The sequence below is a fragment of the Salipiger sp. genome (assembly GCF_059781815.1).
Genome location: NZ_JBYNAH010000026.1, coordinates 1 through 24,275 on the forward strand (window position 1 = coordinate 1; position 24,275 = coordinate 24,275).

At 70.0% G+C, this 24,275-nt stretch carries 18 protein-coding genes; 7 read left to right on the forward strand and 11 right to left on the reverse strand.

From position 1 onward, the window contains the following. Nucleotides 1–361 (reverse strand): amidase family protein (locus tag AC6RA4_RS04820; protein WP_500157926.1); only part of this gene is annotated, 361 nt, incomplete at its 3' end. 51 nt (nucleotides 362–412) lie between these two features. Here AC6RA4_RS04820 and AC6RA4_RS04825 point away from each other — a divergent pair. The 3 genes from AC6RA4_RS04825 to AC6RA4_RS04835 all read left to right on the forward strand — a co-directional run bounded on the left by AC6RA4_RS04825 (nucleotide 413) and on the right by AC6RA4_RS04835 (nucleotide 3,663). Beyond that, nucleotides 413–1,666, forward strand: coding sequence for a UbiH/UbiF/VisC/COQ6 family ubiquinone biosynthesis hydroxylase (locus tag AC6RA4_RS04825; RefSeq protein ID WP_500157928.1), 1,254 nt, complete (start codon nucleotides 413–415; stop codon nucleotides 1,664–1,666). Nucleotides 1,667–1,805: 139 nt separating this feature from the next. Continuing rightward, nucleotides 1,806–2,825, forward strand: a complete 1,020-nt coding sequence (locus AC6RA4_RS04830; protein ID WP_500157930.1) for an LLM class flavin-dependent oxidoreductase — start codon at nucleotides 1,806–1,808, stop codon at nucleotides 2,823–2,825. A 67-nt stretch (nucleotides 2,826–2,892) separates the two neighbouring features. Then, a complete protein-coding gene (locus tag AC6RA4_RS04835) occupies nucleotides 2,893–3,663 on the forward strand; it encodes an SDR family NAD(P)-dependent oxidoreductase (protein ID WP_500157932.1) in 771 nt (256 codons plus the stop codon). A gap of 237 nt (nucleotides 3,664–3,900) precedes the next feature. Here the strand turns inward: AC6RA4_RS04835 and AC6RA4_RS04840 are convergent, their stop codons facing one another. Further along, nucleotides 3,901–5,424: a DUF2125 domain-containing protein gene (locus tag AC6RA4_RS04840; RefSeq protein WP_500157934.1), complete on the reverse strand. Its 1,524-nt coding sequence runs from the start codon at nucleotides 5,422–5,424 to the stop codon at nucleotides 3,901–3,903. 134 nt (nucleotides 5,425–5,558) lie between these two features. On the opposite strand from AC6RA4_RS04840, the gene AC6RA4_RS04845 reads away from it, so the two are divergent. Genes AC6RA4_RS04845 through AC6RA4_RS04855 form a run of 3 tightly spaced genes read left to right on the forward strand, consistent with a single transcriptional unit; the run spans nucleotide 5,559 to nucleotide 7,587 of the window. Then, the gene (locus AC6RA4_RS04845) at nucleotides 5,559–6,308 is read left to right on the forward strand and encodes an SDR family oxidoreductase (protein WP_500157936.1); all 750 of its coding nucleotides are present in this window, start codon (nucleotides 5,559–5,561) and stop codon (nucleotides 6,306–6,308) included. Next, nucleotides 6,305–6,913: an enoyl-CoA hydratase/isomerase family protein gene (locus tag AC6RA4_RS04850; protein WP_500157938.1), complete on the forward strand. Its 609-nt coding sequence runs from the start codon at nucleotides 6,305–6,307 to the stop codon at nucleotides 6,911–6,913. Before AC6RA4_RS04845 ends, AC6RA4_RS04850 begins: the two co-directional genes overlap by 4 nt. A gap of 14 nt (nucleotides 6,914–6,927) precedes the next feature. Next, the gene (locus AC6RA4_RS04855) at nucleotides 6,928–7,587 is read left to right on the forward strand and encodes an SOS response-associated peptidase (RefSeq protein ID WP_500157940.1); all 660 of its coding nucleotides are present in this window, start codon (nucleotides 6,928–6,930) and stop codon (nucleotides 7,585–7,587) included. 9 nt (nucleotides 7,588–7,596) lie between these two features. Here the strand turns inward: AC6RA4_RS04855 and AC6RA4_RS04860 are convergent, their stop codons facing one another. From AC6RA4_RS04860 to AC6RA4_RS04895, 8 genes are all read right to left on the reverse strand, one after another. Then, on the reverse strand, nucleotides 7,597–7,974 hold the full coding sequence (locus AC6RA4_RS04860; protein ID WP_500157942.1) for a cupredoxin domain-containing protein: 378 nt from the start codon (nucleotides 7,972–7,974) through the stop codon (nucleotides 7,597–7,599). Between the two features lie 134 nt (nucleotides 7,975–8,108). Then, on the reverse strand, nucleotides 8,109–9,185 hold the full coding sequence (locus AC6RA4_RS04865) for a methylglyoxal synthase (protein WP_500157944.1): 1,077 nt from the start codon (nucleotides 9,183–9,185) through the stop codon (nucleotides 8,109–8,111). 98 nt (nucleotides 9,186–9,283) lie between these two features. Next, nucleotides 9,284–9,637 carry a RidA family protein gene (locus AC6RA4_RS04870; RefSeq protein WP_500157946.1) on the reverse strand — a complete coding sequence of 118 codons (354 nt, stop codon included), beginning with the start codon at nucleotides 9,635–9,637 and terminating at the stop codon, nucleotides 9,284–9,286. 21 nt (nucleotides 9,638–9,658) lie between these two features. Next, the gene (locus AC6RA4_RS04875; RefSeq protein WP_500157948.1) at nucleotides 9,659–11,452 is read right to left on the reverse strand and encodes a gamma-glutamyltransferase family protein; all 1,794 of its coding nucleotides are present in this window, start codon (nucleotides 11,450–11,452) and stop codon (nucleotides 9,659–9,661) included. A 12-nt stretch (nucleotides 11,453–11,464) separates the two neighbouring features. Further along, complete coding sequence (locus tag AC6RA4_RS04880) at nucleotides 11,465–12,637, reverse strand: M24 family metallopeptidase (protein ID WP_500157950.1); 1,173 nt, start codon at nucleotides 12,635–12,637, stop codon at nucleotides 11,465–11,467. A 117-nt stretch (nucleotides 12,638–12,754) separates the two neighbouring features. Then, the gene (pbpC, locus tag AC6RA4_RS04885) at nucleotides 12,755–14,773 is read right to left on the reverse strand and encodes a penicillin-binding protein 1C (RefSeq protein ID WP_500157952.1); all 2,019 of its coding nucleotides are present in this window, start codon (nucleotides 14,771–14,773) and stop codon (nucleotides 12,755–12,757) included. Continuing rightward, nucleotides 14,766–15,317 (reverse strand): putative glycolipid-binding domain-containing protein, encoded by a 552-nt coding sequence (locus AC6RA4_RS04890; protein ID WP_500157954.1) that lies wholly within the window; start codon nucleotides 15,315–15,317, stop codon nucleotides 14,766–14,768. The genes pbpC and AC6RA4_RS04890 overlap by 8 nt, the downstream gene beginning before the upstream one ends. Beyond that, complete coding sequence (locus AC6RA4_RS04895) at nucleotides 15,314–20,743, reverse strand: alpha-2-macroglobulin family protein (protein ID WP_500157956.1); 5,430 nt, start codon at nucleotides 20,741–20,743, stop codon at nucleotides 15,314–15,316. Before AC6RA4_RS04895 ends, AC6RA4_RS04890 begins: the two co-directional genes overlap by 4 nt. A 139-nt stretch (nucleotides 20,744–20,882) precedes the next feature. Here AC6RA4_RS04895 and AC6RA4_RS04900 point away from each other — a divergent pair, with 139 nt between their 5' ends. Continuing rightward, the gene (locus AC6RA4_RS04900) at nucleotides 20,883–23,450 is read left to right on the forward strand and encodes a hybrid sensor histidine kinase/response regulator (RefSeq protein ID WP_500157958.1); all 2,568 of its coding nucleotides are present in this window, start codon (nucleotides 20,883–20,885) and stop codon (nucleotides 23,448–23,450) included. Here the strand turns inward: AC6RA4_RS04900 and yaaA are convergent. Further along, complete coding sequence (gene yaaA, locus AC6RA4_RS04905; protein ID WP_500157960.1) at nucleotides 23,438–24,208, reverse strand: peroxide stress protein YaaA; 771 nt, start codon at nucleotides 24,206–24,208, stop codon at nucleotides 23,438–23,440. The two genes, AC6RA4_RS04900 and yaaA, sit on opposite strands and share 13 nt — an antisense overlap. Nucleotides 24,209–24,275: the final 67 nt, after the last annotated feature.

Sequence of the window (24,275 nt, forward strand, 5' to 3'; positions counted from 1 at the left end):
CGAGGCAGACCAGCCCCATCGCCGTCGCCACGTCCAGCACGGCGGCATCGCGGGGGGGCACCCGGCCCTCGAGCAGCTTCGAGCCGGCCTCGGTGGCGATGCCGGCGGTGTCGAAGAGATCCTTCCAGCTGATCGGCACGCCGTCGAGCGGCGAGCGGCGCTGCTTCAGCTCGGCGCGGCGGCGGGCGGCATGGGCCTCGGCCAGCGCGCGCTCGGGCGTCAGGCGGGCGTAGATCCGGTCCTTGAGCGGGTGCGCCGCGATCTTGTCGAGAAAGGCCTGGGTAAGCGCCACCGGGTCAATCTCGCCCGCGCCGATGCCCCGCCCCAGCGCCGCTGCGCTCATCGATGTCAGATCGCTCATCACCGTCCCTCACTTTTCGCCATTGCAGCATTGGTAGCGGCAGCGCAGCGCATGGACAATCCCGCGCGGGGCCGCATATTTGCGCCCATGGAACATGATTGCGACATCCTGATCGTGGGCGGCGGGCTCAATGGCCCCGCCCTGGCGCTGGCGGCGGCGAAGGCCGGGCTCAAGAGCATCGTCATCGACGCCCTGCCCGAGGCGGCGCGGGCCGACGCAGCGTTCGACGGCCGCGGCTATGCGCTGGCGCTGTCCTCGGTGCGGATGCTGGCCAATCTCGGGCTCTGGGAGCGGCTGGAGCCCAACGCCCAGCCGATGCGCGAGATCAAGGTGACCGACGGGCGCGTGGGCGATGCGCAAGTGTTTCTTGGCCTGCATTTCGACAGCGCCGAGATCGAGGAAGGCCCGATGGGCCAGATGGTCGAGGACCGCTACCTGCGCCGCGCCCTGCTCGAGGCGATGGACGGCAATGCCCTGATCGAACAGCGCGCCGGCGAGACGGTGATCGCGCAGGAGAGCGGCGCGGGCGGCGTCAGCGTGACGCTGGCCAGCGGCGAGACGCTGCGAGCGCGGCTGCTGGTCGGCGCCGACGGGCGCAAGAGCGGCACCGCCGCGCGGGCGGGCATCCGGCGCACCGGCTGGGGCTACGGCCAGACCGCGCTGGTCTGCGCCATCGCCCATGAGTTGCCGCATCACGGCATCGCGCACCAGTTCTTCATGCCACCGGGGCCGCTCGCCATCCTGCCGCTGCCGGGCAACCGCAGCTCCATCGTCTGGAGCGAGACCGACGCCCGCGCGCGCGCCATCAACGCGCTGCCCGACGACCAGTATCTCGAGGTGCTGCGACCGCGCTTCGGCGAGTTCCTCGGCGAGATCTCTCTCGCGGGCAAGCGCTTCGTCTACCCGCTGAACCTGACGCTGGCCAACAGCTTCATCGCCGAGCGGCTGGCACTCGTGGGCGATGCGGCGCATGGCATGCACCCGATCGCAGGACAAGGGCTCAACGCCGGGCTGCGCGACGTGGCGGCGCTGGCGGACGTGCTGAGCCACGCGCAACAGCGCGGCGAAGACATTGCCTCGCCGCTGGTGCTGGCGCGCTACCAGCAATGGCGGCGCTTCGACACCGCCTCGCTGGCGGCAGCGACCGACCTCTTCAACCGGCTGTTCTCCAACGACAACCCGCTTCTGCGCTTTGGCCGCGATCTGGGCATGGCGGCGATCAACGCGGTGCCGGGGCTGCGCCGCGGCTTCATCCGCGAGGCCGCCGGCATCACCGGCGACCTGCCGGAGCTGATGCGCGACTGAGCACAGCCGCGCCAAGCAGCGATGCACAGACCCTGCGCCGAGGCGAACCCTCGGCAGCCTTGCGTGGCGGGCGGCAGTCTTCCTATCTCCTTGGCCAAGGGCGGCAGAGCCCGCCAAGACGGATCAAGGAGCCGTAACCATGAAAAACATCGGATTTCTGTCCTTCGGACATTGGTCTCCGACGCAAGGCAGCGCGGTCAAGACCGCGGCCGACGTGCTGACCCAGTCGATCGAACTGGCGGTGGCCGCGGAGGAGCTCGGGCTCGACGGGGCCTATTTCCGGGTCCACCACTTCGCCCGCCAGCTCGCCTCTCCCTTCCCGCTTCTGGCCGCCGTCGGCGCGCGCACCTCGACCATCGAGATCGGCACCGGCGTCATCGACATGCGCTACGAGAACCCGTTCTACATGGCCGAGGATGCCGGCGCGGCAGACCTGATCGCCGGCGGGCGGCTGCAGCTCGGCATCTCGCGCGGCTCGCCCGAGCAGGTGATCGACGGCTGGAAGTACTTCGGCTACCGCCCCGCCGAGGGCGAGAGCCCGGCCGACATGGCGCGACGTCACACACAGGTCTTTCTCGACCTGCTCGAGGGCAAGGGCTTTGCCGAACCGAACCCGCGGCCGATGTTCCCCAACCCGCCGGGGCTGCTACGGCTCGAGCCGCACTCGGAGGGGCTGCGCCAGCGCATCTGGTGGGGCGCGGGCTCGAACGCCACGGCAGAATGGGCGGCCAAGCTCGGCATGCACCTGCAAAGCTCGACCCTCAAGGATGACGAGACCGGCGAGCCGTTTCACGTCCAGCAGGCCGACCAGCTGCGCGCCTACAAGGCGGCGTGGAAGGAGGCCGGGCATGCGCATCAGCCGCGCACCTCGGTGAGCCGGTCGATCTTTGCCATCACCAACGATACCGACCGGATGTATTTCGGCCGCGGCGGCAAGGAGACCGATCAGGTGGGCTTCATCGAGCAGCAGCGCTCGATCTTCGGGCGCGGCTATGCCGACGAGCCCGACAGGCTCATCGAGCAGCTGAAGGGCGACGAGGCGATTGCCGAGGCCGACACCCTTCTGCTCACGGTGCCGAACATGCTGGGCGTCGACTACAACGCCCACGTGATCGAGACCATCCTGACCGAGGTCGCCCCGGCGCTCGGCTGGCGCTGAGCCCGCTTCCCTTCCTCACTCCCGCGTGCCAAGAACCCCTTGGGAGATCACGGGAGGGAGGCCCCACATGACCCAGAAATGCGCCATCGTCACCGGCGCCGCGCGCGGCATCGGCCTGGCCACGGCAGACCTGTTCCGCGAGCGCGGCTGGCGGGTCGCGATGCTCGACCGCGACGCCGAAGAGCTGCGCCGCGTCTGCGCCGAGCGCCCCGAGGCTCTGGCGCTCGAGCTCGACATCTCGGACCCGCAGCAGGTGGGCGCGATGGTGCGCGAGACGTTGGGCTGGGCGGGCCGCATCGACGCGCTGGTCAACAATGCCGGCGTGGCGCTGTTCGGGCCGATCCAGGATTGCGATTACAGCATGTGGCGCGAGGTCATGGCGACCAATCTCGACGGCGTGTTCCTCTGCAGCCAGGCCTGCACCGACGCGCTCAAGGAAACCCGGGGCGCCATCGTCAACATCGCCTCGATCAGCGGGCTGCGCGCCTCGACCCTGCGGGTGGCCTACGGCACCTCGAAGGCGGCGGTGATTCAGCTCACCAAGCAATACGCCGCCGAGCTTGGCGAGTTCGGCATCCGGGTCAACTGCGTGGCGCCCGGCCCGGTGCGCACCAAGCTCGCCATGGCGGTGCACACGCAGGACATCATCGACGCCTATCACGACGCGATCCCGCTCAACCGCTATGGCTCGGAGCAGGAGCTGGCCGAGGCCATCGTCTTCCTCGCCTCGGACAACGCCTCCTACGTGACCGGGCAGGTTCTGGCGGTGGATGGCGGTTTCGATTCGACCGGCGTCGGCCTGCCGGCGCTGCGCGGCGGGAAAAGCGAGGGGGCGTAGGGACCGGCGTGACGGGGAAGAAAGCGCCACGTCAACGGCTCGCTCTTTCCTCGTCGCCTCCCCTTCCCCAGACACGCGGCTGCTCTTGAGCCCCCCGGATCAAGGGGGCAGTCGGGCGAACGACGTGCACCCGAGACACCCGCCTCGATGCCGCGCCGGGGCACCGCTCGCGTCCCGCGCAAAAGAAAGACCGGCCCGCGAGACGGACCGGCCTCCACAAACTCCAGACCCAGGCGGTTACTTGATGCGCTGACCGTTGGCGAGCACGTGGCCCTGCTCGTTGACCTCGATGGTCGAGCGCATCGTGTCGGGCTCCGATCCCGGCACGCCGAACATGCTCATCATCATCCGCGCGCCCATGGCATCCTGATCGCTCACCAGACCCATCTGGATCAGTTTGTCGATCAGCCCGTTCGCCCCGCTCACTTGCAGGTTCAGTGCCCCCTCGGGCTTCGGCATGCCGTCAAAGCTCTGCAGGTCGGTGTTGTCGAAGGTGAAATCGCCATCCCCGGTGATCCGCGCACCGGCGGCCTCGACGGTGAGGTTGTTCAGCGTCAGCGCGTTCAGCTCGCCCGGAGGCGTCGTGCCGCCAAGCGCCTCGATCTGCGCCGGATCGAGCAGGTCGACCGTAGGCGTCACCTTGCCGGCAAGATCGATCGCCACCGTCGCCGGATCGCGCGGCAGGATGCCCATCGGGTCGAAGATCGACCAGATCATGTCCGACGTGGTGAAGCCCGCCAGCGTCAGCTTCACCGCCGCATCGACCGGCTCTTCCGAAGCGCCAACCGGCATCACCAGGCCGAGCCGCATCTCGTCCATCTGGGCCGAAATCGGGAACGGCATCTCGGGCGTGGTCAGGTTGACGCTCATGCCCAGCGCCCGCAGGTCGTAGTCGAGCGCGTCCTGCGACATCCTGAGCTCGAAGCTGCCGCCCTGGCTCGAGGTCTCGCCCGAGCTGGTCTGACCGTTCTCGCTCATGGCAAACTGTGACTGCCCGGCGGTGTAGCGCATCGTCGCGTCGACCATCATGCCGGCGCGCAGCATGCCGCTCACGTCCTCGGAGGTCATCGCCTCGGGCACCTCGGTGGCGCTGTCCATGCTCACCCCCTCGAGCGTACCGGCGAGCATGCCGGCGCCGTCGCCTTCGGGATCGCTGCCGGCAAGGTTGTAGGTCACGGTTCCAAGCGACAGGGTCTGGTGAATCTGCCTCATGCCGTCCTGCAGGGTGATGCGGGTCTCGCCATCGACCGGCGTGGCGGAGACTTCGGCGCTGGCGTTGTCACGCGGGATCGTCTCGCCGTCGACCACCAGTTCGCTCAGCGCCATCGCCACCGAGGTCGCGCTGTAGGCATAGGTCATGTCCTCTGGATCGCCCGCGATCACCATCTCCATGCCGTCGAGCGTGTAGTCGAGGGTCAGGTCGGCCGTCTCTCCCTCGGTCGGCGCGACGCTGATCCGCACCGGCAGGGTGGTCGGCATCTCGAGCGCCACCGTGCCGTCGCCCTGATCGCGCAGGCGCATCTCGGAAAGCGCGACGGTCATCGTGCCCTCGTCCTCGGGGAGGACCATGTTCACGGTCATGTCCGACAGCGTCAGCGTGTCGCCCGAGCGGCTTTCCTCTGCCGTCACCGCGTAGCCGAAGCTGGCGAGATAGGCCTCGAGATCCGACCAGACCTGCTCGGGTGTCACATCCGCCCAGGCCGGCGGAGCGGCGAACAGCGCCGCGGTCGCACCGGCGGCGGCAAGATTGGAAACGCGCATGGATCAACCCTTTCGTTCGAGATCGTCTCATCAATGTAGCCTGTTTCGGGGCCGGCGTCCGTCCGGTCAAGAGGCTGGACCGGGGGTATTCCAGCCTTTACCAAGGAGAGGAATCGGAAAACACGAGGCATCCCATGGATCTGACAGGGAAAACCGCCCTGATCACCGGCGCCAGCCGCGGCATCGGAGCGGCCGCTGCGCGGGCCTTTGCCGAGGCCGGCGCCAATGTTGCGCTGGTGGCGCGCAGCCGCGACGCCATCGCCGAACTGGCCGGCGAGATCGGCCCCAAGGCCGTCGCCATCCCCTGCGAGATCTCGCGCTACTGGGAGGTCGAGCAAGCGATCGAGAACTGCCACACCGCGTTCGGATCGCTCGACATCCTGATCAACAATGCCGGCGTGATCGAGCCCATCGCGCCGCTCGCCGAAGCCGATCCCGAAAGCTGGGGGGCGCTCATCGACATCAACGTCAAGGGCGTCTTCCACGGCATGCGCGCGGCGCTGCCGGGGATGCTGGCCTCGGGTGGCGGCACCATCCTGACCATCGGCTCCGGCGCGGCGCACCGCCCGCTCGAGGGTTGGTCGGCCTATTGCACCTCCAAGGCCGGGGCGCTGATGATCACCCGCGCCACCGACGAGGAATACCGCGCCCGCGGTATCCGCGCGATCTCGCTCTCGCCCGGCACCGTGGCGACCGAGATGCAGCGCACCATCAAGGCCAGCGGCGTCAACGCGGTGAGCCAGCTCGACTGGTCCGACCATATCCCGCCGGAATGGGTGGCGAAGACCCTGCTGTGGATGTGCGGCCCCGAGGCCGATGGCTTCCTCGGTGACGAGGTTTCGCTGCGCGACGAGGAGATCCGCAGAAAGGTGGGCGTGGCATGATCTCGCTCGAGAAGGATGGCGGCTACTGGATCGCGGTGATCGACCGGCCCGACAAGGCCAACTCGCTGACCCCCGAGATGCTCGAACGGCTCTGCGAGATCGCCGAAGCCGCGCGCGAGGCGCATGTGCTGGTGCTGACAGGGGTCGGCAAGGTGTTCTCGGCCGGGGCCGATCTCGAGGCCGCCCGTGCGGGCCTCGCCACCTCGCCGCTCTGGGAGCGGCTCTCCGGCGCCATCGCACGACTGCCGGGGCTGACCATCTGCGCGCTGAACGGCACGCTCGCGGGCGGCGCCATGGGCATGGCGCTGGCCTGCGACCTGCGCATCGCGGTCCCAGGGGCGAAGTTCTTCTACCCGGTCATGAAGCTGGGCTTCCTGCCGCAGCCCTCCGACCCGGCGCGGCTGACGGCGCTGGTGGGGCCGGCGCGCGCCAAGATGATCCTGATGGCCGGGCAGAAGATTCCCGCCGAGGAGGCGCTGGCCTGGGGGCTGATCGACCGCATCGTCGAGCCCGAGGCGCTTCTGGTCGAGGCCCGCGCGCTGGCCGCCGACACCATGGGCGCCGAGCCGTCGCATTCCCGCGCCATCAAGGCGCTGATCCGCTAGGCGGGCGGGGCGCGATGTGCGGGCGCTACGCCATCACGCTGGCCCGCGAGGCCATGGCGCAGATCTTCGAGGCGGTGCCCGGCAACGACCTCCCGGAGGTGCCCAACTTCAACGTCTGCCCGACCAATGCGGTCCACACCGTGCGCAGCAGCGACGGCACGCGCAGCCTCTCGGCGATGCGCTGGGGGTTCATTCCGCACTGGTACAAGGCGCCCAATGATGGCCCGCTGCTGATCAACGCCCGCGCCGAGAGCATCGCGGAGAAGCCCGCCTTCCGCGCTGCCTGCCGCGAGCGCCGCTGCCTGATCCCGGCGAGCGGCTTTTACGAATGGACCAAGGGCGAGGATGACGCGCGTCTGCCGTGGTACATCCACCCCGCCGAGGGCGATGTGCTGGCCTTTGCCGGGGTCTGGCAGGACTGGGAGCGCGACGGCGAGATGCTGCGGACCTGCGCCATCGTCACCACCGCAGCCTCGGGCGAGATGACGCGGATCCATCACCGGGTGCCGGTGATCCTCGCGCCCTCGGACTGGGCGCTGTGGCTGGGCGAAGAAGGGCGCGGCGCGGCCACGCTGATGCAGCCCGCCCCAGAGGGCGCGCTGCGCTTTCACCGGGTCGACCGGGAAGTGAACTCGAACCGTGCCAGCGGCCCGCAGCTCATCCAGCCGATCTGACGCCGGGGCTTAGTGGTTATCGCCGTCGTGGTTGCGGTCGTGGTTGCGCTCGAGATCGAGCGGCGGCGCCGAAGCGTATTCGATCACGCCCGCAGCAAAGCTGCCCTCGGTCACGGTGTCGCCGAAGGTCTGTGTCATGCCCTCGGTCACCTCGAGCACGTAGTCTTCGCCGGGCAGCAGCACGCCGGTGTCCCAGCTCTCGTCGCTGGACGTGGCCGACATCGGCACGATCGAGCCGTTCAGGAAGCGCACGGTGTCGCCGATCTCGGGGTACACGGTGCTTGGGAAATAGCCCTGCCCCATCAGCAGAACGGAATGTTCCGCAGCCGAAAGCGGCGCGGCGAAGAGGCCCAGCGTCAGGGCCAGAAGACCGGATTTGCGCAGCATGTGTCCACTCCTTCGAACAGCACAATTCGGCCCCCACCGCTTGGCTTGCGGCAGACTTAGGGGAGGAATGGGGCGACAGTTTGGCGATTCGGGCCAAGGCGCCGGAATTGTTGCGTTTCAGCCGCGGCAGGGTGTCACCCCTCCGGCATGGCCAGCAGCGCGGTGGCGATCATGTCGGCACCGGAGGGCCCCAGCGCCAAGGGCGTGTCGTGCAGCACCGCGAGCCGGGTCAGCGCCTGCAGGTCGGCCTCTCCGCCATGCGGCACGGTGGGATCGGCGAAGAAGATCACCGCGTCGAGCTCGCCGGTGGCGATCATCGCGCCAAGCTGCTGGTCGCCCCCGCGCGAGCCGCGCTGGAGCCTTCGCAGGCTGAGCTGCGGTGCGGCCTCGGCGATCATCTGCCCGGTGCCGCCGGTACAGATCAGCCGGTGCCCCTCGAGTGCGGCGGCATGGCGCGAGACCCAGGCGCGCAGATGCGCCTTGCGGGTGTCATGCGCCGCCAGAGCGATGCGCCGCGGCGCGGTCGAACGCATCCGCGCCCGCGTGGTGAAGCCGAGGATGGCGCGGACCTGCGCGGCGAAGCCCGGCCCCTCCGCCGGGAAGGCGCCGGCCAGCGCCGCGGTGCCCACGGTGAAGCCCGCAGCGCCTGCCTCGGCGGCGGCGGTGATGCGGGTTTCGCTGTCGATGCTGCCCGCCATGATCACCGGCTTGCCGATGGCACCGCAGACCGCGCGCATCAGCTCCGGCACGTCGCCGGCGAAGCGGTAGGCCAGCAGGTCGAGCCCGTGCACATGCTCGAGATCCGCCAGCCGCTTCGCGGAGTCGACGATGGCCTCGACCGGCCCCTCGAGCACGCTCGGGTGGCCGGTGATGGTGCCGCAGAACGGGTAGTAGCGCAGCGGGTGGTCGCGGGTCACGGTGGTGACCGCCTGCGGCCGGGTGCCGCCGAGCAGGCAGTCGACATCGAGATCGACGGCGGCGCGGGCCGAGGCCAGCTCGCTCTCCTCGTCGAGGCTCACCACCTCGAGATAGGAGCGCCCGCCGGCGGCGCGGATGGCCTCGGACAGCCCCTTCAGCTCGGAGAACGGCAGGCCCACGTCCTTGAAGCCGATATGGCGCACGCCGCCCTCGAGCGCCTCGTCGATCCGCGCCCGCGCGTCGGGGATCGTGCGGTCGTTCTCGGTGAGCATCAGGATGAAGTCGAACGCCATGAATGGGCTCCGTCAGGTGGGGGAGGATTGCCCGTGACGGTAGAGCGCGCGGACCGGAGGACCAAGCGCCAATCGCCTTTCGCCTGCCCGCGTGCGGATCAGAGCGCCGCGACCACCACGATCTCGACCCGGTGGCCCGCCGCCAGCCCGGTCTCGACGCAGGCGCGCTGCGGCCAGTGCTGCGGGTCCTCGCCGATCCAGTCGCACCAGGCGCGGTCCATCTCGTCCTTGCTGGCAATGTCGGTGACGTAGATCGTGGCGTTGAGGATGCGGGTCTTGTCGGTGCCCATCTCGGCCAGGATCTCGTCGATCCGTGCCAGCGTGCTGGCGGTCTGGTCATGAACGTCGTCGGTTTCGATCTGGGTGGTCGCCACGGCCCAGCCCATGCCGTTGAAGGCGGTGCCGGAGTTGCGCCCCTTGTAGGGGCCGCGCACGCGGGTGATCTCGCTCATCTCTCGTCCTCTCTGTCTGTCTCAGCGTCCGATGGCATAGGCCTGCATCAGCCGCGGGGTCGCCGCCGCCTGCAGCAGCCCGTCGGGATGGCGCAGCGCCGCGGTCAGACGCCCGACGCTGTTGGGCGCGGCGACGACCACATCATGCCCGCGCGCTCTCAGCCCCTCGATGACCTGAGCGCCGATGGTCTCCTCGATCATCATCCGCCCCGGCTTGGCCTCGCGCGGGTAGAACGACGCCTGAAAATGCTGCGAATGGAACAGCGGCGCGTCGATGCCCTGCTGCAGGTCGAAGCCGTGATGCACGAAGCGCAGGAACCACACCAGCTGCCACTGGTCCTGCTGGTCGCCGCCGGGCGTGCCGAAGGAGAGCTGCTCGCCGTTCCGTCCGTAGGCGATGGAGGGCGTCAGCGTGGTGCGCGGCCGTGCGCCCGGCGTCAGCGAGGAGGGCAGCCCCTCGTCGAGCCAGAACATCTGCGCCCGGCTGTTGAGCGGGAAGCCCAGCCCCGGCACCACCGGGCTCGATTGCAGCCAGCCGCCCGAGGGCGTGGCCGAGACCATGTTGCCCCAGCGGTCGATGATATCGAGATGCACCGTGTCGCCCTTGCGGTCGGTCAGGTGCGCCATGGTGGGCTCGCCGGTGGCCGGGTCTTCCAGCACCTCGATGCGTCGCGCGGCGCGGGCGATGGCGGCGTCGGCCAGCGCCTCGTGGCCCGGGATGCGGCCCGGGCGCTGATCGTGCGAGGCGCGCTCGGTGATCAGCTTGGCGCGCTCGCGGCCATAGGCGTCCGAGAGCAGGGTCTCGAGCGGGATGTCGAAGTGATCGGGATCGCCGTAATAGGCCTCGCGGTCGGCCCAGGCGAGCTTGATCGCCTCGATGACGGTGTGGGCAAACTCCTCGCCCAGCGGGTCCATCGCGGAAAGGTCGAAGTTCTTCAGGATCTGCAACGCCTGCAGCAGCACCGGCCCCTGCCCCCACGGGCCGGTCTTGCAGATCGTCCAGCCGTGGTAGTCGATGCTGGCCGGGGCATCGTAAGAGGCCTCCCAACCGGCGAGATCCTCGCGGGTGAGCAAGGCGCCGTGGCGCTCGCCGCTCACGTCCATTACCTTGGCATCCTTCAGATACTCGGCAATGGCATCGGCCACGAAGCCGTCGCGCCATTCGGCGCGGGCCGCATTGATCCGGGCCTCGCGCGTCTCGCCCTTGGCGGCCTCGACCAGCCGCGTGTAGGTGGCGGCGAGGTCGGGGTTGCGGAACAGCGCCAGCGCCTCGGGTGCGCGCCCCTCCGGACACCAGACCGCGTGCGAGCTTGGCCATTGCGCCGCGAAGAAGCGCTCGAGCCCGGCGATGGCAGCGGCGACCGAGGCCAGCATCGGGTGGCCGTCGGAGAGGTAGCCGATGGCCGGCTCCAGCACCTCGGCAAGCTCCATGCTGCCGTGATCGCGCAGCAAGAGCAGCCAGCCGTCGAAGGCGCCGGGCACCACGGTGGCCAGCAGCCCCGAGCCGGGGATCAGCCCCTCGATGCCCTGCGCCTTCATCGCCGCGATGCTGGCGGCGGCCGGGGCCACACCTTGCGCGCAGAGCACGCCGGGCGCGTTGCTCTCGACCGAATGGAACAGCACCGGCAAGTCGCCCGCCGGGCCGTTGAGATGCGGCTCGACCACCTGCAGGACAAAGCCCGTGGCCACCGCCGCGTCAAACGCGTTGCCGCCCTTCTCGAGGATCGCCATGCCGACCGCCGAGGCGATCCAGTGTGTCGAGGTCACCATGCCGAAGGTGCCGCGGATCTCGGGGCGTGTCGTGAAGCCTGCCATCTCTGCCCTCCCTCAGGCCGTCAGAAGCTCGCGCGGGCAGTCGGCGAAGCAGCGCGCCCCGCCTTCCGTCACCGCGAAGGTCTCGCTCACCACGAGGCCATACTTGTCGCGCCAGAGCGCCGGGATGCAATGGAAGGTCATGTTCTCCTCCATCACCGTGGTGTCGCCGGCGCGCAGCGAGCAGGTCAGCTCGCCCCATGTCGGCGGGAAGCCGATGCCCACCGGGTAGCCGATGCGGCTGTCCTTCTCGATGCCGTGGCGACGGATCACCGCCTCCCAGGCGTGGGCCATCTCCTGGCACTCGACGCCGGGCTTCACCACGTCGAGCGCCGCCTCGAGCCCCTCGCGGATCACCTTGGTGGTCTCGACCAGCTCGGCGGGCGGATCGCCCACGTAGACACAGCGCGACAGCGGCGAATGATAGCGGTGCCGGATGCCGCCCATCTCGATATAGAAGATCTCGCCCTCCTCGAGCGGCGCGTCGGTCCAGCTCAGATGCGGGGCCGAGGCGATCTCGCCGACCATGGCGTTGGGCGGCTTGCAGGGGAAGGTGCCGCCGAACTCGGGCGTGCCGGAGGTGGTGACGCGGTAGAGCTCGGCCATCACGTCGCATTGCCGCACGCCGGGCTTGCAGAGCTGGCGGGCGCTGTCCATCGCGAGCGTGGCGATCTGGCCGGCCTGCGACATGTAGTCGAGCTCGCGCGGGGATTTCACCATGCGCACGCGGTTGACCAGCAGGAAACCATCGTCGAACTCGCCCTGCCCGAGGCCCTGCACCAGGATGCGGTTCCACTTGGCGGTGTAGTAGTAATCGTCCTGCTCGGCGGCGATGCGGCCCTTGTCCCAGCCCTTCTCCTTCAAGAGCTCGACGAGGTAGTCCATCGGATGCAGCTCGTCGCTGCCGACATACTTGTCCGGGTAGGGGATGACGTTCTCTTCGCTGAGATAGGCGGTGAACTTGGCGCCCACCGCGTCCATCTTGCGGCCGAACCAGAAGGGGTCTTCTGCATCGACCGAGACCACCACCATCTGCGGCGTGTAGAACGACCAGCCGTCATAGCCCGTCAGGTAGAACTGGTTCGCCGGGTTCGAGACCAGCAGCACGTCGATGCCCCGGATCCGCATGGCGGCCTGCGTGCGGGCCACGCGCGCGCGGTATTCGTCATGGTCGAAAAGCAGTTTCATGGGCGCCTCCGGCTGTCGGGTTGCCGGGCCAGACAACCGCGCGAGGGGCGGAATGTCGACCGGTTTTTCGTTTTGGTACACATGATCATTGCCGCGTCGCCAGCGGTGGCGCGCAACTCAGCGCAGCTCGATCGAGACCCGCCCGGCCTGCCCGGTGGCGTCGATCACCGAGAGCGTGGTGAAGCCCGGCCCCGCGAGCGGCGCGAGGATCTCCGGGCCGCGCAGGCGTGTGCCCAGCACCTCGCCATCGGCCAGCAGCGTGAAGGGCGGGACGCCGCCGCGCAGCTTCACTGGCACGCCGCGCGCCTCCGCCACCAGCCGCGCCCCCTCGGGCGGGAAGGTCACCTGCAGGGACGGCGCCAGTGCCGCGCTGCCGCCGAAGCGGCGCAAGGGCGCGGGCAGCTTGGCGTTGCTCACCAGAAGCGTGTCGGGCGGCGGCGCGGGCAGCGGCACCGGCTCAGCCCGGGCGCGGCCCAACGCCTCGAAAAGCAGCGGCGCGGCAAGCTCGCCGCCGAAGGCGCCGGGCACCGGCGTGCCGTCGGGCCGCCCGATCCAGACACCGGCCACGTAGCGCCCGTCATAGCCCAGCGCCCAGGCGTCGCGGTGGCCGTAGGAGGTGCCGGTCTTGTAGGCCACCCGCCCCGGCGGGCCGGCCTGCGGCGGCGGCGCCAGCCCCGCCAGCACGTGCCCCACCTGCCACGCCGCGCGCGGGCTCATCAGTCGCCGCGTTCCGCGCTCCTCCTCGCCCATCCTCCAGCGCAACGCCCGTGCCTCGCCGCCCTCGGCAAGCGCCGCGTAGAGCGTGACCATATCCCAGAGCGACAGCCCCACCCCGCCTAGGCTCAGCGCCAGCCCCGGCTGCCCGCCGGGCAGCTGAGGCGCGAGCCCCGCGGTCTCGAGCGCCGCCATGACATGCGCCGGCCCCATGGCATCGGTCAGCCGCACCACGGGGATGTTGAGCGACAGCTGCAGCGCGCGTGCCACCCGCAGCTCGCCGCGGAACTGGCCGTCGAAATTCTGCGGCGCGTAGCTGCCGAACTGCACCGGCGTGTCGGAGATCAGCGTCTCGGGATGCGCCAGCCCGCGGTCAAAGGCCAGCCCGTAGACCAGGGGTTTCAGCGTCGAGCCCGGCGAACGCAGGGCCCGCGTCATGTCGACGAAGCCTTGCCCGCGCGTGGCGGCGTAAGAGGGCGAGCCGACGCTCGCCAGCACCTCGCCGCTCTGGTGGTCGGCGACGATCAGCGCCAGCGACAGGCGGGGATCGCGGCCCTGCATGTAGGTCGTGGCGAGCCGCTCGAGGCTTTGCTGCAGGTCACGATCGAGGGTCAGGATCTGTCGCCCGGCGCCCTCGGCGATGGCGCGGTCGGCGAGATGCGGGGCGATCTGTGGAAAGGCATGGCGGCGATCCGGCGCGGGCTCGCGCAATGCCGCGCGGGCGGTCTCGCCGTCGATCACCCCGGCCCGTTCGATGCGCGCTAGCACCCGGTCCCGGGCGGCGCGGGCGGCTTCGGGGTGGCGATCCGGGCGGCGTGCCTCGGGGGCCTGCGGCAGCGCCACCAGCAGCGCCGCCTCTGCCGGCGTCAGGCGCGCCGGCTCCTTGCCGAACCACGCCAAAGTGGCGGCGCGGAGCCCCTCGAGATTGCCGCCATAGGGCGCGAGCCGCAGGTAGAGCTGCAGGATTTCATGCTTCTCCAGCCGCCGCTCCAGCGCCAGCGCCAGCCGCAGCTGCCGCAGCTTGCCCGCCCACGCGCCGGTGCCGCCATCCTCAAGCAGCCGCGCCACCTGCATGGTCAGCGTCGAGGCACCCGAGACGATCCGTCCCGCCTTCACCCCCTGCCAAACGGCACGTAACGAAGCCAGCGGATCGACGCCAGAGTGATCGTGAAACCGCTTGTCCTCGTAGGCGATCAGCATCTCGAAGAACAGCGGATCGACCCGGTCGGGCGTAAGCGCCATGCGCCAGAGCCCGTCCTCCACCGTGTAGGCCCGCAGGAGCCGCCCCTCGCGGTCGCGCACCTCGGGCGCCGTGGCATGGACCAGCACCGGCATCCGGGTCCCGGCGATCCAGTCGTCGGCGGCATCGCGCCCCAGCGCCGCCGCCCAGAGCAGGACGGCAAGGGCGAGGAGCCTAGGCATCGGCCTCCCAGAGCCCCGGATAGGTCGCAATGAGGCCTGTCGGGTCGACCACGAGCTGGGTGCTGAAATCGGTCTGCTCGGCGCGATAGGACACCAGATTGCCGCGCTCGCGGGTGTAGCTCTGATCGAGCGGCGAGACCTGCGGCCCCGGCAGCCGCAGCCAGGCGGCGCGGGTGGTCAGGCGGCCCACATCGGGCAGGCGGCGCAGCGGCATCAGGTTGGTGGCCGGCGTAAAGGCGAAATCCACATCCTCGCAGCCCTCGAGCTGCGGCTGGTCCTCCCCGTTGAGGCGCCATCTGCCGTCCTCCCGGGTCAGCTTCAGCGCCACCTCCGCGCCGCCATGGGTGCCCGTGACATCCGCCGAGCAGGTCTGCCAGTCGCCATCGATCCGGACCACGTAATCGAGCGCCGCCCAGCCGGCGCCATCGCGAAAGCGCGCGTGGCCCACCAGCATGTAGCCGCCATTGTGATGCGCCAGCCGGCACTTGTCTTCGCCATCACGGTCGAGCGCGCGCCAGCGGGTGGTTGCTATGGTCTCGGTCATCGGATCTCCAGTCTGCCGGACGCGGTGGTCGCCCGGTATTCGGGGCGGTACATGTCCTCGACCAGGGCCGCCGGGTGGTGGAACGTGCCGGGCGAGACCGCCCGCACGACATAGGCCAGCCGGATCGGCGCGCTGCCCGACTGGTTGACCGCCGCGAGGAAGCGGTCGGCGCGGAACTCGGCATGTTCGGTCTCGGAGGGCTCGAGCCAGTCGAGGCCGCGGATGTCGCCGGCGCGCAGCAGGTTCGGGTTGTCGATCTCGAGCCCCGCCGGCAGCGCATCATTGACCATCAGCCGCGCACCGCCCTCCTCGGCCGGGCGCACGGTGAGCACCGCGACCATGCGGTCGCCCTGTTCCACGGGCCCGGTGACCGGCGCGCCGTCGAGGGTGAAATACTCGCGACTGATCGCGTAGCCGTAGCCCTGTGCGTCCGTCGCGCCCTCGGGCACGCCGAGCGCGGTGACGGTGATCGGGGTCGGGCCGCTGCCGGTGTTGGTGATCTCGGTCGGATCAAGCGCGTCGCCTCGGATGCGCCGCAGGAACGGGCCCGCGACCGGCATCCCGTCCACCGCGATGCCGGAGGCGCCCGGGTCCGCCACCAGCGCATGCGCGGCCATCAGCGACCAGGCCTGCTCCTGCGTCGAGAGCGGACGCTCGGCCCCGGCGATGCGGGTGATCAGCGCGTGGCGATCGACAGCCCCAGAACCTGCATCGGCGGCCAGCGTCAGCACTGCCGCAGCATCGCGCAGCGGCGAGCCGTAATCGGCGCGCCAGACCTGCCCCTCCTCGGCCTGCCGCGAGAGCCGCGCGGCGGCCTTGGCAAACATCCGGTCGGCGCGGGCCTGCTCGCCATAGCTTGCCAGCGCGGCACCAAGCTGGGCCTGCGCCAAAGGCATGGCGAAGGCATCGGCGCGCTGGTCGGCGTAGTAGCGCAGCTCTCCGATCGCCGCCCGGCCCTCGCGCGCCAGCACCATCAGCGCATAGGCGATGTCTTCGCCGCCATCGTCGAAATCCGGCGCGTAGGCGACGCGGTTGGCGAGGTTGTCGAGCGCCACGCCAAACGCCGTCTCGGGCACCGCCTGCCCGGCGGCGCGGGCGCGGCTGAGGAAATCCGTCACATAGGCATCGAGCCAGAACTCCCCCGACCCGGCGCGCCAGAGCCCGAAGGCGCCGTTGGCATCCTGCCGGGTCAGCACCCGGGTGATGCCCTGCGCGATGCGCGTGTCGACCTTCGCCTTGTTGCCCAGCCCCAGCGGCTCGGTCATCTCAGAGAGGTAGAGCAGCGGCAGGGTCTGCGAGGTCACCTGCTCAGTGCAGCCATAGGGATAGCGGTCGAGCGAGGCGAGTAGCCCCGGCACGTCGAACCGCGCCAGCGGGCCGGCGGAGACCATGATTTCGGCCCCCTCGCGCCGCAGCCCCGCGAGCACCGCGCCGTCGAGGGTGAAACTCTGGCCGGGGTCGAGGGTGAAGCGGCGCGTGGTGCCGACCTGCGGGTCGTTGGCGCGCACGCCCAGCGTCAGCGTCTTGGTGAGGCGCGCGCCGTCAGGGGTGGTGAGCGCGAGCGTGATCTCGTGATCGCCCGCCAGATCGGCGCGCAGCGGCAGGCTGACGCGCTGCGTCTCGCCCTCGCCCAGCGTGACCTCGGCGGGTGCATTGCCCAGTGAGACGCCCCCCGCGCGGATCTCGAGCGGCATGGCGCCGGTGGGCCCGGTCGCGTGGGTCAGCTCGAGCAGCAGCCGGGTCTCGTCGCCCGGCGCGAGGAAGCGCGGCAGCGAGGCGCTGATCACCACCGGGTCGCGCACCAGCACATCCGCCTCCGCCTGCCCCACGGCGCTCTCGGTCCAGGCCACCGCCATCAGCCGCACGGTACCGTTGAAATCCGGCATGTCGAAGCTGACGTCGGCATGGCCATCGGGGCCAACGGTCACGGGGCCGGAGAAGAACGCCACCAGCGCTTCGGTCGGCGGCGGCGATTGCAGGCGCAGCGAGGCGTCGGCGTCGCCGCCCGAGCGGATCGTGCCCATGGCGCCGCTCATGCCGTCGATCAGCCGGCCATAGAGATCGCGGATCTCGACCCCGAGCCGCCTTTGCCCAAAGTAATGCGCCGAGGGGTCGGGGCTGTCGAAGCCGGTGAGGTTGAGAATGCCCAGATCCACCGCCGCGACGGTCACAAAAGCCGTCTCGCCCTCGGCCACGCCCTCAAGCTGCACGGCGGCGCTCAGCGGGCCTCGCGGGGCGCTCTGCTCGGGCGCGTCGAAGCTGACGGCAAGCTGGCGCGCGCCCGGGGCGATGGCGGCATGGGCGAGGCCGAGGCTGCGCGCCGGGTTCTGCCCGGCGGCAACATCCATCGGGCGCAGCAGCTGCGCGGTGACATAGGCGCCGGCGCCCCAGTCTTCGGTCACCGGCAGCTCGATCACACTCTCGCCCTCGGGCAGCGCCACCGCCTGCATCGAGATCACCCGGTCCGCCAGCACCGTGACCAGCGCCTCGCCGGCGTGGCGCGGCACGACGCGCAACCGCGCGGTGTCGCCCGGCGCATAGCTCTCGCGGTCAAGCGACAGCTCGAGCACGTCCGGCGTGGCGACCGCGCCCGCCGGCGCGTACCAGCCTGCATCGAACCCCACCGACGAGGCGACATAGTCGCCGCCCGTCCGTTCGACCACCAGCTCATAAGCGCCCCAGTCGAGACCCGCGCTGACCCGCAGCGGCTCGGCCCCCAGCGTCGCGGAGCCGCTGGCGATGGTGCTGCGCGTGGTCACCGGCTCCCAGTTCCAGTTGCCGTAGAGCTGGTACCACTGGTAGCGCGTCTCGACCCGGTTCACCCGCCACTCGACCTGCATCGGCACCGGTGCGAGATCCGGCCCCACCGCCTGCAACAGGAAGCTGGCCTCGCTGCCCTCGGGCAGGGTGCCGTCGAATTCCGGGCGGATCCCGATCATCGGACCCGACGGCGCCACAGGGCGGCTCAGCGAGCGCTCCACCGGGCGACCCGAGCCCTCGGAGACGCGAAGCGTCACCCGCGCCTCCTGCGGCTGGCCGGCGCGGCCCTCGGGCAGTGGCAGCGCCAGCTGGGCGAGGCCGTCGACGTCGCTGCGCAGGTCGGGCGGGAAAGACTGGGTCTGCGGGTTGGCCTCGGCGTCATGGCGGCCGAAACGGTAGCCCGGCAGCGCCTCAAGCGTGGTCTGCGGGATCAGCGTCAGCTCGCCCTCGATCGGCAGATCAGCCCCCGGAGCCCCGAAGAGATAGCGCGCCTCAAGCGACAAGAGCGGCGGCGCGCTGCGCGAGATCGGCGCCTCGGGCAGCGACAGCTCGACATCGATGCGCTCGGGCACAAAATCCTCGACGAGGAGCGTCTGCGAGGTCAGCGCCGGGGCTTCGGGGTCGGCGAAGAGCGCCAGCCGCCACGTGCCGCGCGGCACCGAAGGCGCCAGCGGCAGGGTGAAGACATGGCCGCCCGCCATGCCCTCGCTCGAGACGATGCGGGCGTGCTCCACCCCGTCGGGCCGGGTCAGCACCGCGGTCAGCGGCACGCCTTCGACCGCGCGTACCTGTGCGTCGCGCAGGAGCGCCGTGGCGTGGATGGTCTCGCCGGCGCGGTAGGCGCCCCGGTCGGTGGTCAGGAAGGCGTCGAGCGGCCCGGCGGGCGCGCGCCCCTCGACGCCGCGATCCGAGAGGTCGAAGGCGGGATCGGTGAGCGACAGGAAGGCGATGTCCTCCTCGCCGCGCGTGGCGGTGAGCAGCGCCGGGGCGGCCCCGCCAGTGCCCCGGGTGAGCCCTGCGGCGAAGCGCGCCACGCCCTCGGCATCGGTCTGCGCCGTGCCCAGCGGGCGGTTGGCGCGCGACAGCAGCGTGACCTCGAGCCCTTTGAGCGGTGCCGCGTCCGAGAGCCCGCGCGCCACCACCGTCAGCCCGTCGGTCCCGGCCAGCGTGGTCAGGCCGATATCCGAGAGCACGAACCACTGCGTGGCCCCTGCCTCGTCATAGGGGTCGGCCCCCGGCACCCGCGCGGTCAGCGCGTAGATCCCCGCAGGCAGATCGCCCACCACCTCGCCCATCGGCAGCCGCGTGGTCACCTCGGCGTTGAGCCGGGTCTCGACCTCGCCTTTGCCGCTCCAGATCTCCTCGGCCAGTTCCCCGGCAAAGCGCTCCTCGGCCCAGGTCGAGAGCGGGCGGCCGAAGTATTCGTCCTGCATGGCGCGGATCAGGTTGCGATCCGAGACCCGGCGCAGGGTCAACGCAACCTCGGACAGGTTCACCGTCTCGATCGGCAGGCCGGCATCGGCGCTCTTCGGCAGCACATAGGCGCGGCCCGGGAAGGAGAGCGAGGGCGCCCGGTCGCGCACATAGGCGGTGATCGGCACGTCACGGATCAGCGCCTCTCGCTGCGCCGAGGGCAGGCCCGCGCGGAAGGTCATCTCGTAGCGCTCGCCATGCTGCACGCCGGTGACGCAGATGCGCCTTTCGTCCGAGACCACGGCGAGCTTGGGATCGGGCAGCCGCACGAAGGGAGCGTAATCCTGCCCGGCGCGGATCAGCTCTTCGGAGAACTCGGCGCAGATCCGCGGCGCGGCGCTGTCGGCCTCGACCACGTGCTCGGTGATGCGGAAGCCGTATTGTGCGATGGCCCGGTCGAGCGCCTCTGCGATCTCGTCGCGCGGCGCCAACCGCTCGGCCAGCCGCAGCGCCGGCACCATGAGCCGGCCCCGCCCGGTGGCCTCGAGCCCCTCGGCCATCTGCATCAGAGCGGTGGCGCGCTGCGCCTCGGGCCCGGCACGCAGATAGGCATTCACCGCCGCCAGCAGCGCCCGGCGCTCGTGGGTCCGGGTCTCGCCGCCATTGTTGCGGGCGGCAACATAGGCGCGCGACAACCGCGCGTAATCGAGCCAGAGCGCTGCCTCGTCGGTCTGCGCCAGCGCCGCCCCCGTCCAGCTCAGCGCATCGCGCAGATTGCCCTGCGCCTCGGCGCTGCGGGCGGCGTCGCGCAGCGCCTCGACGCTCCATTGCCCGCCGGAATGGCGCAGCGCGATGGCCCCGGCCTCTTCGCGCGCCGCGGCGAGATCACCCGCATCGAGGAACCCGAGATCGCGCGCCCGCGCCTCCGCCCGCGCCATTGCCTCGCCGCCGGCAGCGACGACCTCGGCCGAGACCGCCCCGTCATAGGGTTTGCGCTCGGTCACGCCGGTCTTGGGAAAACACGCGTTGGAACGGGTGTTGAAGGTGAAGGCGCGGCAGGCCGGATCACCGAGGCAGAGCCTCTGGCAGGCTTCGAGCGAGGTGTCGAACAGCGCCTGCAGATCGCCGCCGAAGAAATCCGTGTCGCGACTGACGATCAGGCGGCGCTCTGGGATCGGCCCCCCGTCCTCCTGAGCGAGCGACGACGTGGCGGCGCAGGCGGCCGCGGCGAGAGCGAGCATCAGCCGGCGCATGCTGCAATCTCCTCCTCAAAAAGATCGCCTCATCGTGGACCCGACGGGCCAGAATGGCAATGATTTCCGCCGTCTTCCTTAAGACGATCTTCACCAAAACCGCGCCACTCTCGCCCCGATTTGAGGAGGCGGCCCAAGCATGAGTCTCTCGGCAAGACTGGCGGAGGAACGGCGCGCGAGGCTCGCGGCAGAGCGCCTGCTCGAGCTCAAGCAGGCCGAGCTTTTCGCCGCCAATCGTAAACTCGGGAAACACGCCCGCGCCCTCAGCGACGAGATTCACGAAACCCGCGCCGAGATCACCGAGGTGCGCTCCGAGAACCGGCTGGTGAAATCGCAGCTCGGCCTCGCGCATGAAAAGATCGAGCTGGTCGAGGGCCAGCTCTGGAAGGCGCTGCAGACCATGCGCGACGGCTTTGCCATGTACAATGCCGAAGGGCTGCTCGAGCTGGCCAACCCTGCCTTCCTCGCCCCGTTCGAGGATCTCGACTCGGTCGGCCCCGGCGCCAGCTATCGCCACGTGCTCGAGATGCTGGTCGAGGAGGGCATCGTCGACCTTCAGGGCGAGCGCCGGCGCAGCTGGCTGACCCGGATGCAGGAGCGCTGGCTGCTCGATCCGATCCCGGCCGAGACCATCCGCCTCTGGACCGGCCAGTTCATCAAGATCCAGGATCGGCGCATGGCCGATGGCGGCGTGGTCTCGCTCTGCGTCAACATCACCGAGCTGATGCGCATGTGGCAGGCCATCGAAGAGCTGCCCGACGGCTTCGTGATCTACGATTCCGAGGACCGGCTGCTGATGTGCAACGAACCGTACCGCGCGCTCTACAGCGACAGCGCCCCCGCCATCGCCCCCGGCGCCAGCTTCGAGGACATCCTGCGCTACGGCCTGTCGCGGGGCCAGTATGCCGAGGCCGAGGGCCGCGAGGAAGCGTGGCTCGAGGAACGGCTGGCGGCGCATCGCGGCGCCGAGCAGGAGATGGAGCAGCAACTGGGCGACGGGCGCTGGCTGCGGATTTATGAACGCCCCCTGTCGGATGGCGGCCGGGTGGGCCTGCGCATCGACATCACCGAGGCCAAGCGCATCCAGCAGGAGCTGGTCGAGGCCAAGCGCCGCGCCGAAGAGGCGAGCCACGCGAAATCCGCCTTCCTCGCCAACATGAGCCACGAGATCCGCACGCCGATGAACGGCGTTGTCGGCATGGCCGAACTGCTGCGCGACTCGGCCCTCAGCGACGAGCAGGCGCTTTACGTCGATACCATCCGCAACTCGGGCGAGGCGTTGCTGGTGATCATCAACGACATCCTCGATTATTCCAAGATCGAGGCCGAGAAGCTGCAGCTCAAGCCCGAGCCTTTCGATCTCGAGCGCACGGTGCACGAGGTGCTGCTGCTCTTGCAGCCGACCGCGCGGGAAAAGGGGCTCGAGCTGCTGGTCGATTACGACATGTTCCTGCCCACCCGCTTCGTCGGCGATCCCGGGCGGGTGCGGCAGATCTTCACCAACCTCGTGGGCAACGCCGTCAAGTTCACCAACGAAGGCCATGTGCTGATCCGCATCACCGGGCGCTGCCTCGAGGAGGGCGCGGCGGCGGTGCATGCCACCGTCGAGGATACCGGCATCGGCATCCCGCCCGACAAGGCCGAGCACATCTTCGGCGAGTTCAACCAGGTCGAGGACGACCGCAACCGCCAGTTCGAGGGCACCGGGCTCGGGCTGGCAATCACCAAGCGCCTGACCGAGCTCATGGGCGGCGAGATCTGGGTCGAGTCCGAGCCCGGGCGCGGCTCCTGCTTCGGCTTCCGGGTAGAGCTGCCGGTCGACGAGCCGGCGCAGATCGAGACCGCAGCGCTCCCCGAAGGTTTGCGCGAGGTGCTGGTGGTCGACGATCACGTGCTGAACCGCGCGATCCTGACGCAGCAGATGGAGACGGTGGGCCTGTCGGTCAGCTTCTGCAAGACCGCCGAGGAGGCGCTCGACCGGATGGACGAGCCGCCCGACCTGATCATCGCCGAGCAGGACCTGCCCGACATGAGCGGTCTCGAGCTGGCGCAGCAGCTGTCACGGGTACAGCCCGGCCTGCCGGTGATGCTGATCTCGCCCGAACCGCAATTTCTGGCCGAGGAGGCCAAACGCATCGGCGTGCGCGCGGTGCTGCCCAAGCCCGCGCCACGCCGGGCACTGTTCGCCGCGCTCGAGACCATGTGCTCGGAACCGCCAGCGCCGGAGCCCGAGGCGACGGCGACACCAGAGCCGCTGCCAACCTTCCGCAGCCGCCGCACCGGCGCCGCGGCCGCCCCTGCCGCTGCCCCGGCCCGGCCGCTCGACGTCATCCTCGCCGAGGACAACCGCACCAACCAGATGGTGTTTCGCAAGATGGCCGAAGGGCTCGGCCTGCCGCTCGAGCTGCGCCTTGCCGGCAATGGCATCGAGGCGGTCGAAGCCTATCGCGAGCGCCGCCCGGACCTGATCTTCATGGACATCTCGATGCCGCGCATGGACGGCAAGCAGGCCACGCAGGAGATCCGCGCGCTCGAGGCGCCGGGCATGCATGTCCCAATCATCGCGGTCACCGCCCATGCCATGACCGGCGATCGCGACGGCATCCTTGAGGCCGGGCTCGACGATTACCTCACCAAGCCGCTGCGCAAGCAGGAGCTTGCCCGGCTCATCGAGACATGGGCCGGGCGTGCGGCTCAGCCGCCGTAGGGGCGCACGAAGACCGGCTGGTCGGGCTGCGACAGCTCTTCCGAGAAGGCGTAGCCACCGCTGTCGAAATCGCGCAGGCTGTCGGGGTCGGTGAGCCGGTGCTGCACGATGTAGCGTGCCATCGCGCCGCGCGCCTTCTTGGCGTAGAAGCTGACGATCTTCGGCTGGCCGCCCTTGTCTTCCATGAATTGCGGCGTGATCACCCGGAGCTTCAGCGCGTCGCGGTCGACGGCGCCGAAATATTCCTGGCTGGCGCAGTTCACCAGCACCTGAGAGCCGGTTTTCTCGGCATCGGCATTCAGCAGCGTCGAGATCCGGTCGCCCCAGTAGTCATAGAGGGTCTTGCCGCGCTCGGTCTTGAGCCGCGAGCCCATCTCGAGCCGGTATTGCTGGAAGCCGTCGCGCGGACGCAGCACGCCGTAGAGCCCCGACAGGATGCGCAGGTGATCCTGCGCCCAATCCATCTCGTCCTTGTCCAGAGACGCCGCCTCGAGTCCCTGGTAGGTGTCGCCGGCAAACCCCAGCGCCGCCGGGCGCAGATCCTCGGCCTCGGGCGTGTCCTGGAAATCGCGGAAGCGGTCGCGGTTGAGCTTGGCGAGATCGTCGGAGATCTTCATCAGCGACTTCAGGTCGTCGACGCTCAGCTCGCGCGCCACCGCCGCGAGGCGCACGGCCTCGTCCTGCAGACGCGGCTCGGTCATCGTCACGTCGCGCTCCGACCAGTCCAGCTTCTTGGCGGGGGACACCACTACCAGCATCGCGAAATCTCCTTTGCCGGGCGGCGCCCGGTCTCATCCGTCATCATCGTGATATTCGGGGAAACGA

Coding starts and splice junctions, on each gene's coding strand:
- AC6RA4_RS04825 (WP_500157928.1), top strand. CDS start 413: ATGGACAATCCCGCGCGGGGCCGCATATTTGCGCCCATGGAACATGAT.
- AC6RA4_RS04830 (WP_500157930.1), top strand. CDS start 1,806: ATGAAAAACATCGGATTTCTGTCCTTCGGACATTGGTCTCCGACGCAA.
- AC6RA4_RS04835 (WP_500157932.1), top strand. CDS start 2,893: ATGACCCAGAAATGCGCCATCGTCACCGGCGCCGCGCGCGGCATCGGC.
- AC6RA4_RS04840 (WP_500157934.1), bottom strand. CDS start 5,424: ATGCGCGTTTCCAATCTTGCCGCCGCCGGTGCGACCGCGGCGCTGTTC.
- AC6RA4_RS04845 (WP_500157936.1), top strand. CDS start 5,559: ATGGATCTGACAGGGAAAACCGCCCTGATCACCGGCGCCAGCCGCGGC.
- AC6RA4_RS04850 (WP_500157938.1), top strand. CDS start 6,305: ATGATCTCGCTCGAGAAGGATGGCGGCTACTGGATCGCGGTGATCGAC.
- AC6RA4_RS04855 (WP_500157940.1), top strand. CDS start 6,928: ATGTGCGGGCGCTACGCCATCACGCTGGCCCGCGAGGCCATGGCGCAG.
- AC6RA4_RS04860 (WP_500157942.1), bottom strand. CDS start 7,974: ATGCTGCGCAAATCCGGTCTTCTGGCCCTGACGCTGGGCCTCTTCGCC.
- AC6RA4_RS04865 (WP_500157944.1), bottom strand. CDS start 9,185: ATGGCGTTCGACTTCATCCTGATGCTCACCGAGAACGACCGCACGATC.
- AC6RA4_RS04870 (WP_500157946.1), bottom strand. CDS start 9,637: ATGAGCGAGATCACCCGCGTGCGCGGCCCCTACAAGGGGCGCAACTCC.
- AC6RA4_RS04875 (WP_500157948.1), bottom strand. CDS start 11,452: ATGGCAGGCTTCACGACACGCCCCGAGATCCGCGGCACCTTCGGCATG.
- AC6RA4_RS04880 (WP_500157950.1), bottom strand. CDS start 12,637: ATGAAACTGCTTTTCGACCATGACGAATACCGCGCGCGCGTGGCCCGC.
- pbpC (WP_500157952.1), bottom strand. CDS start 14,773: ATGCCTAGGCTCCTCGCCCTTGCCGTCCTGCTCTGGGCGGCGGCGCTG.
- AC6RA4_RS04890 (WP_500157954.1), bottom strand. CDS start 15,317: ATGACCGAGACCATAGCAACCACCCGCTGGCGCGCGCTCGACCGTGAT.
- AC6RA4_RS04895 (WP_500157956.1), bottom strand. CDS start 20,743: ATGCGCCGGCTGATGCTCGCTCTCGCCGCGGCCGCCTGCGCCGCCACG.
- AC6RA4_RS04900 (WP_500157958.1), top strand. CDS start 20,883: ATGAGTCTCTCGGCAAGACTGGCGGAGGAACGGCGCGCGAGGCTCGCG.
- yaaA (WP_500157960.1), bottom strand. CDS start 24,208: ATGCTGGTAGTGGTGTCCCCCGCCAAGAAGCTGGACTGGTCGGAGCGC.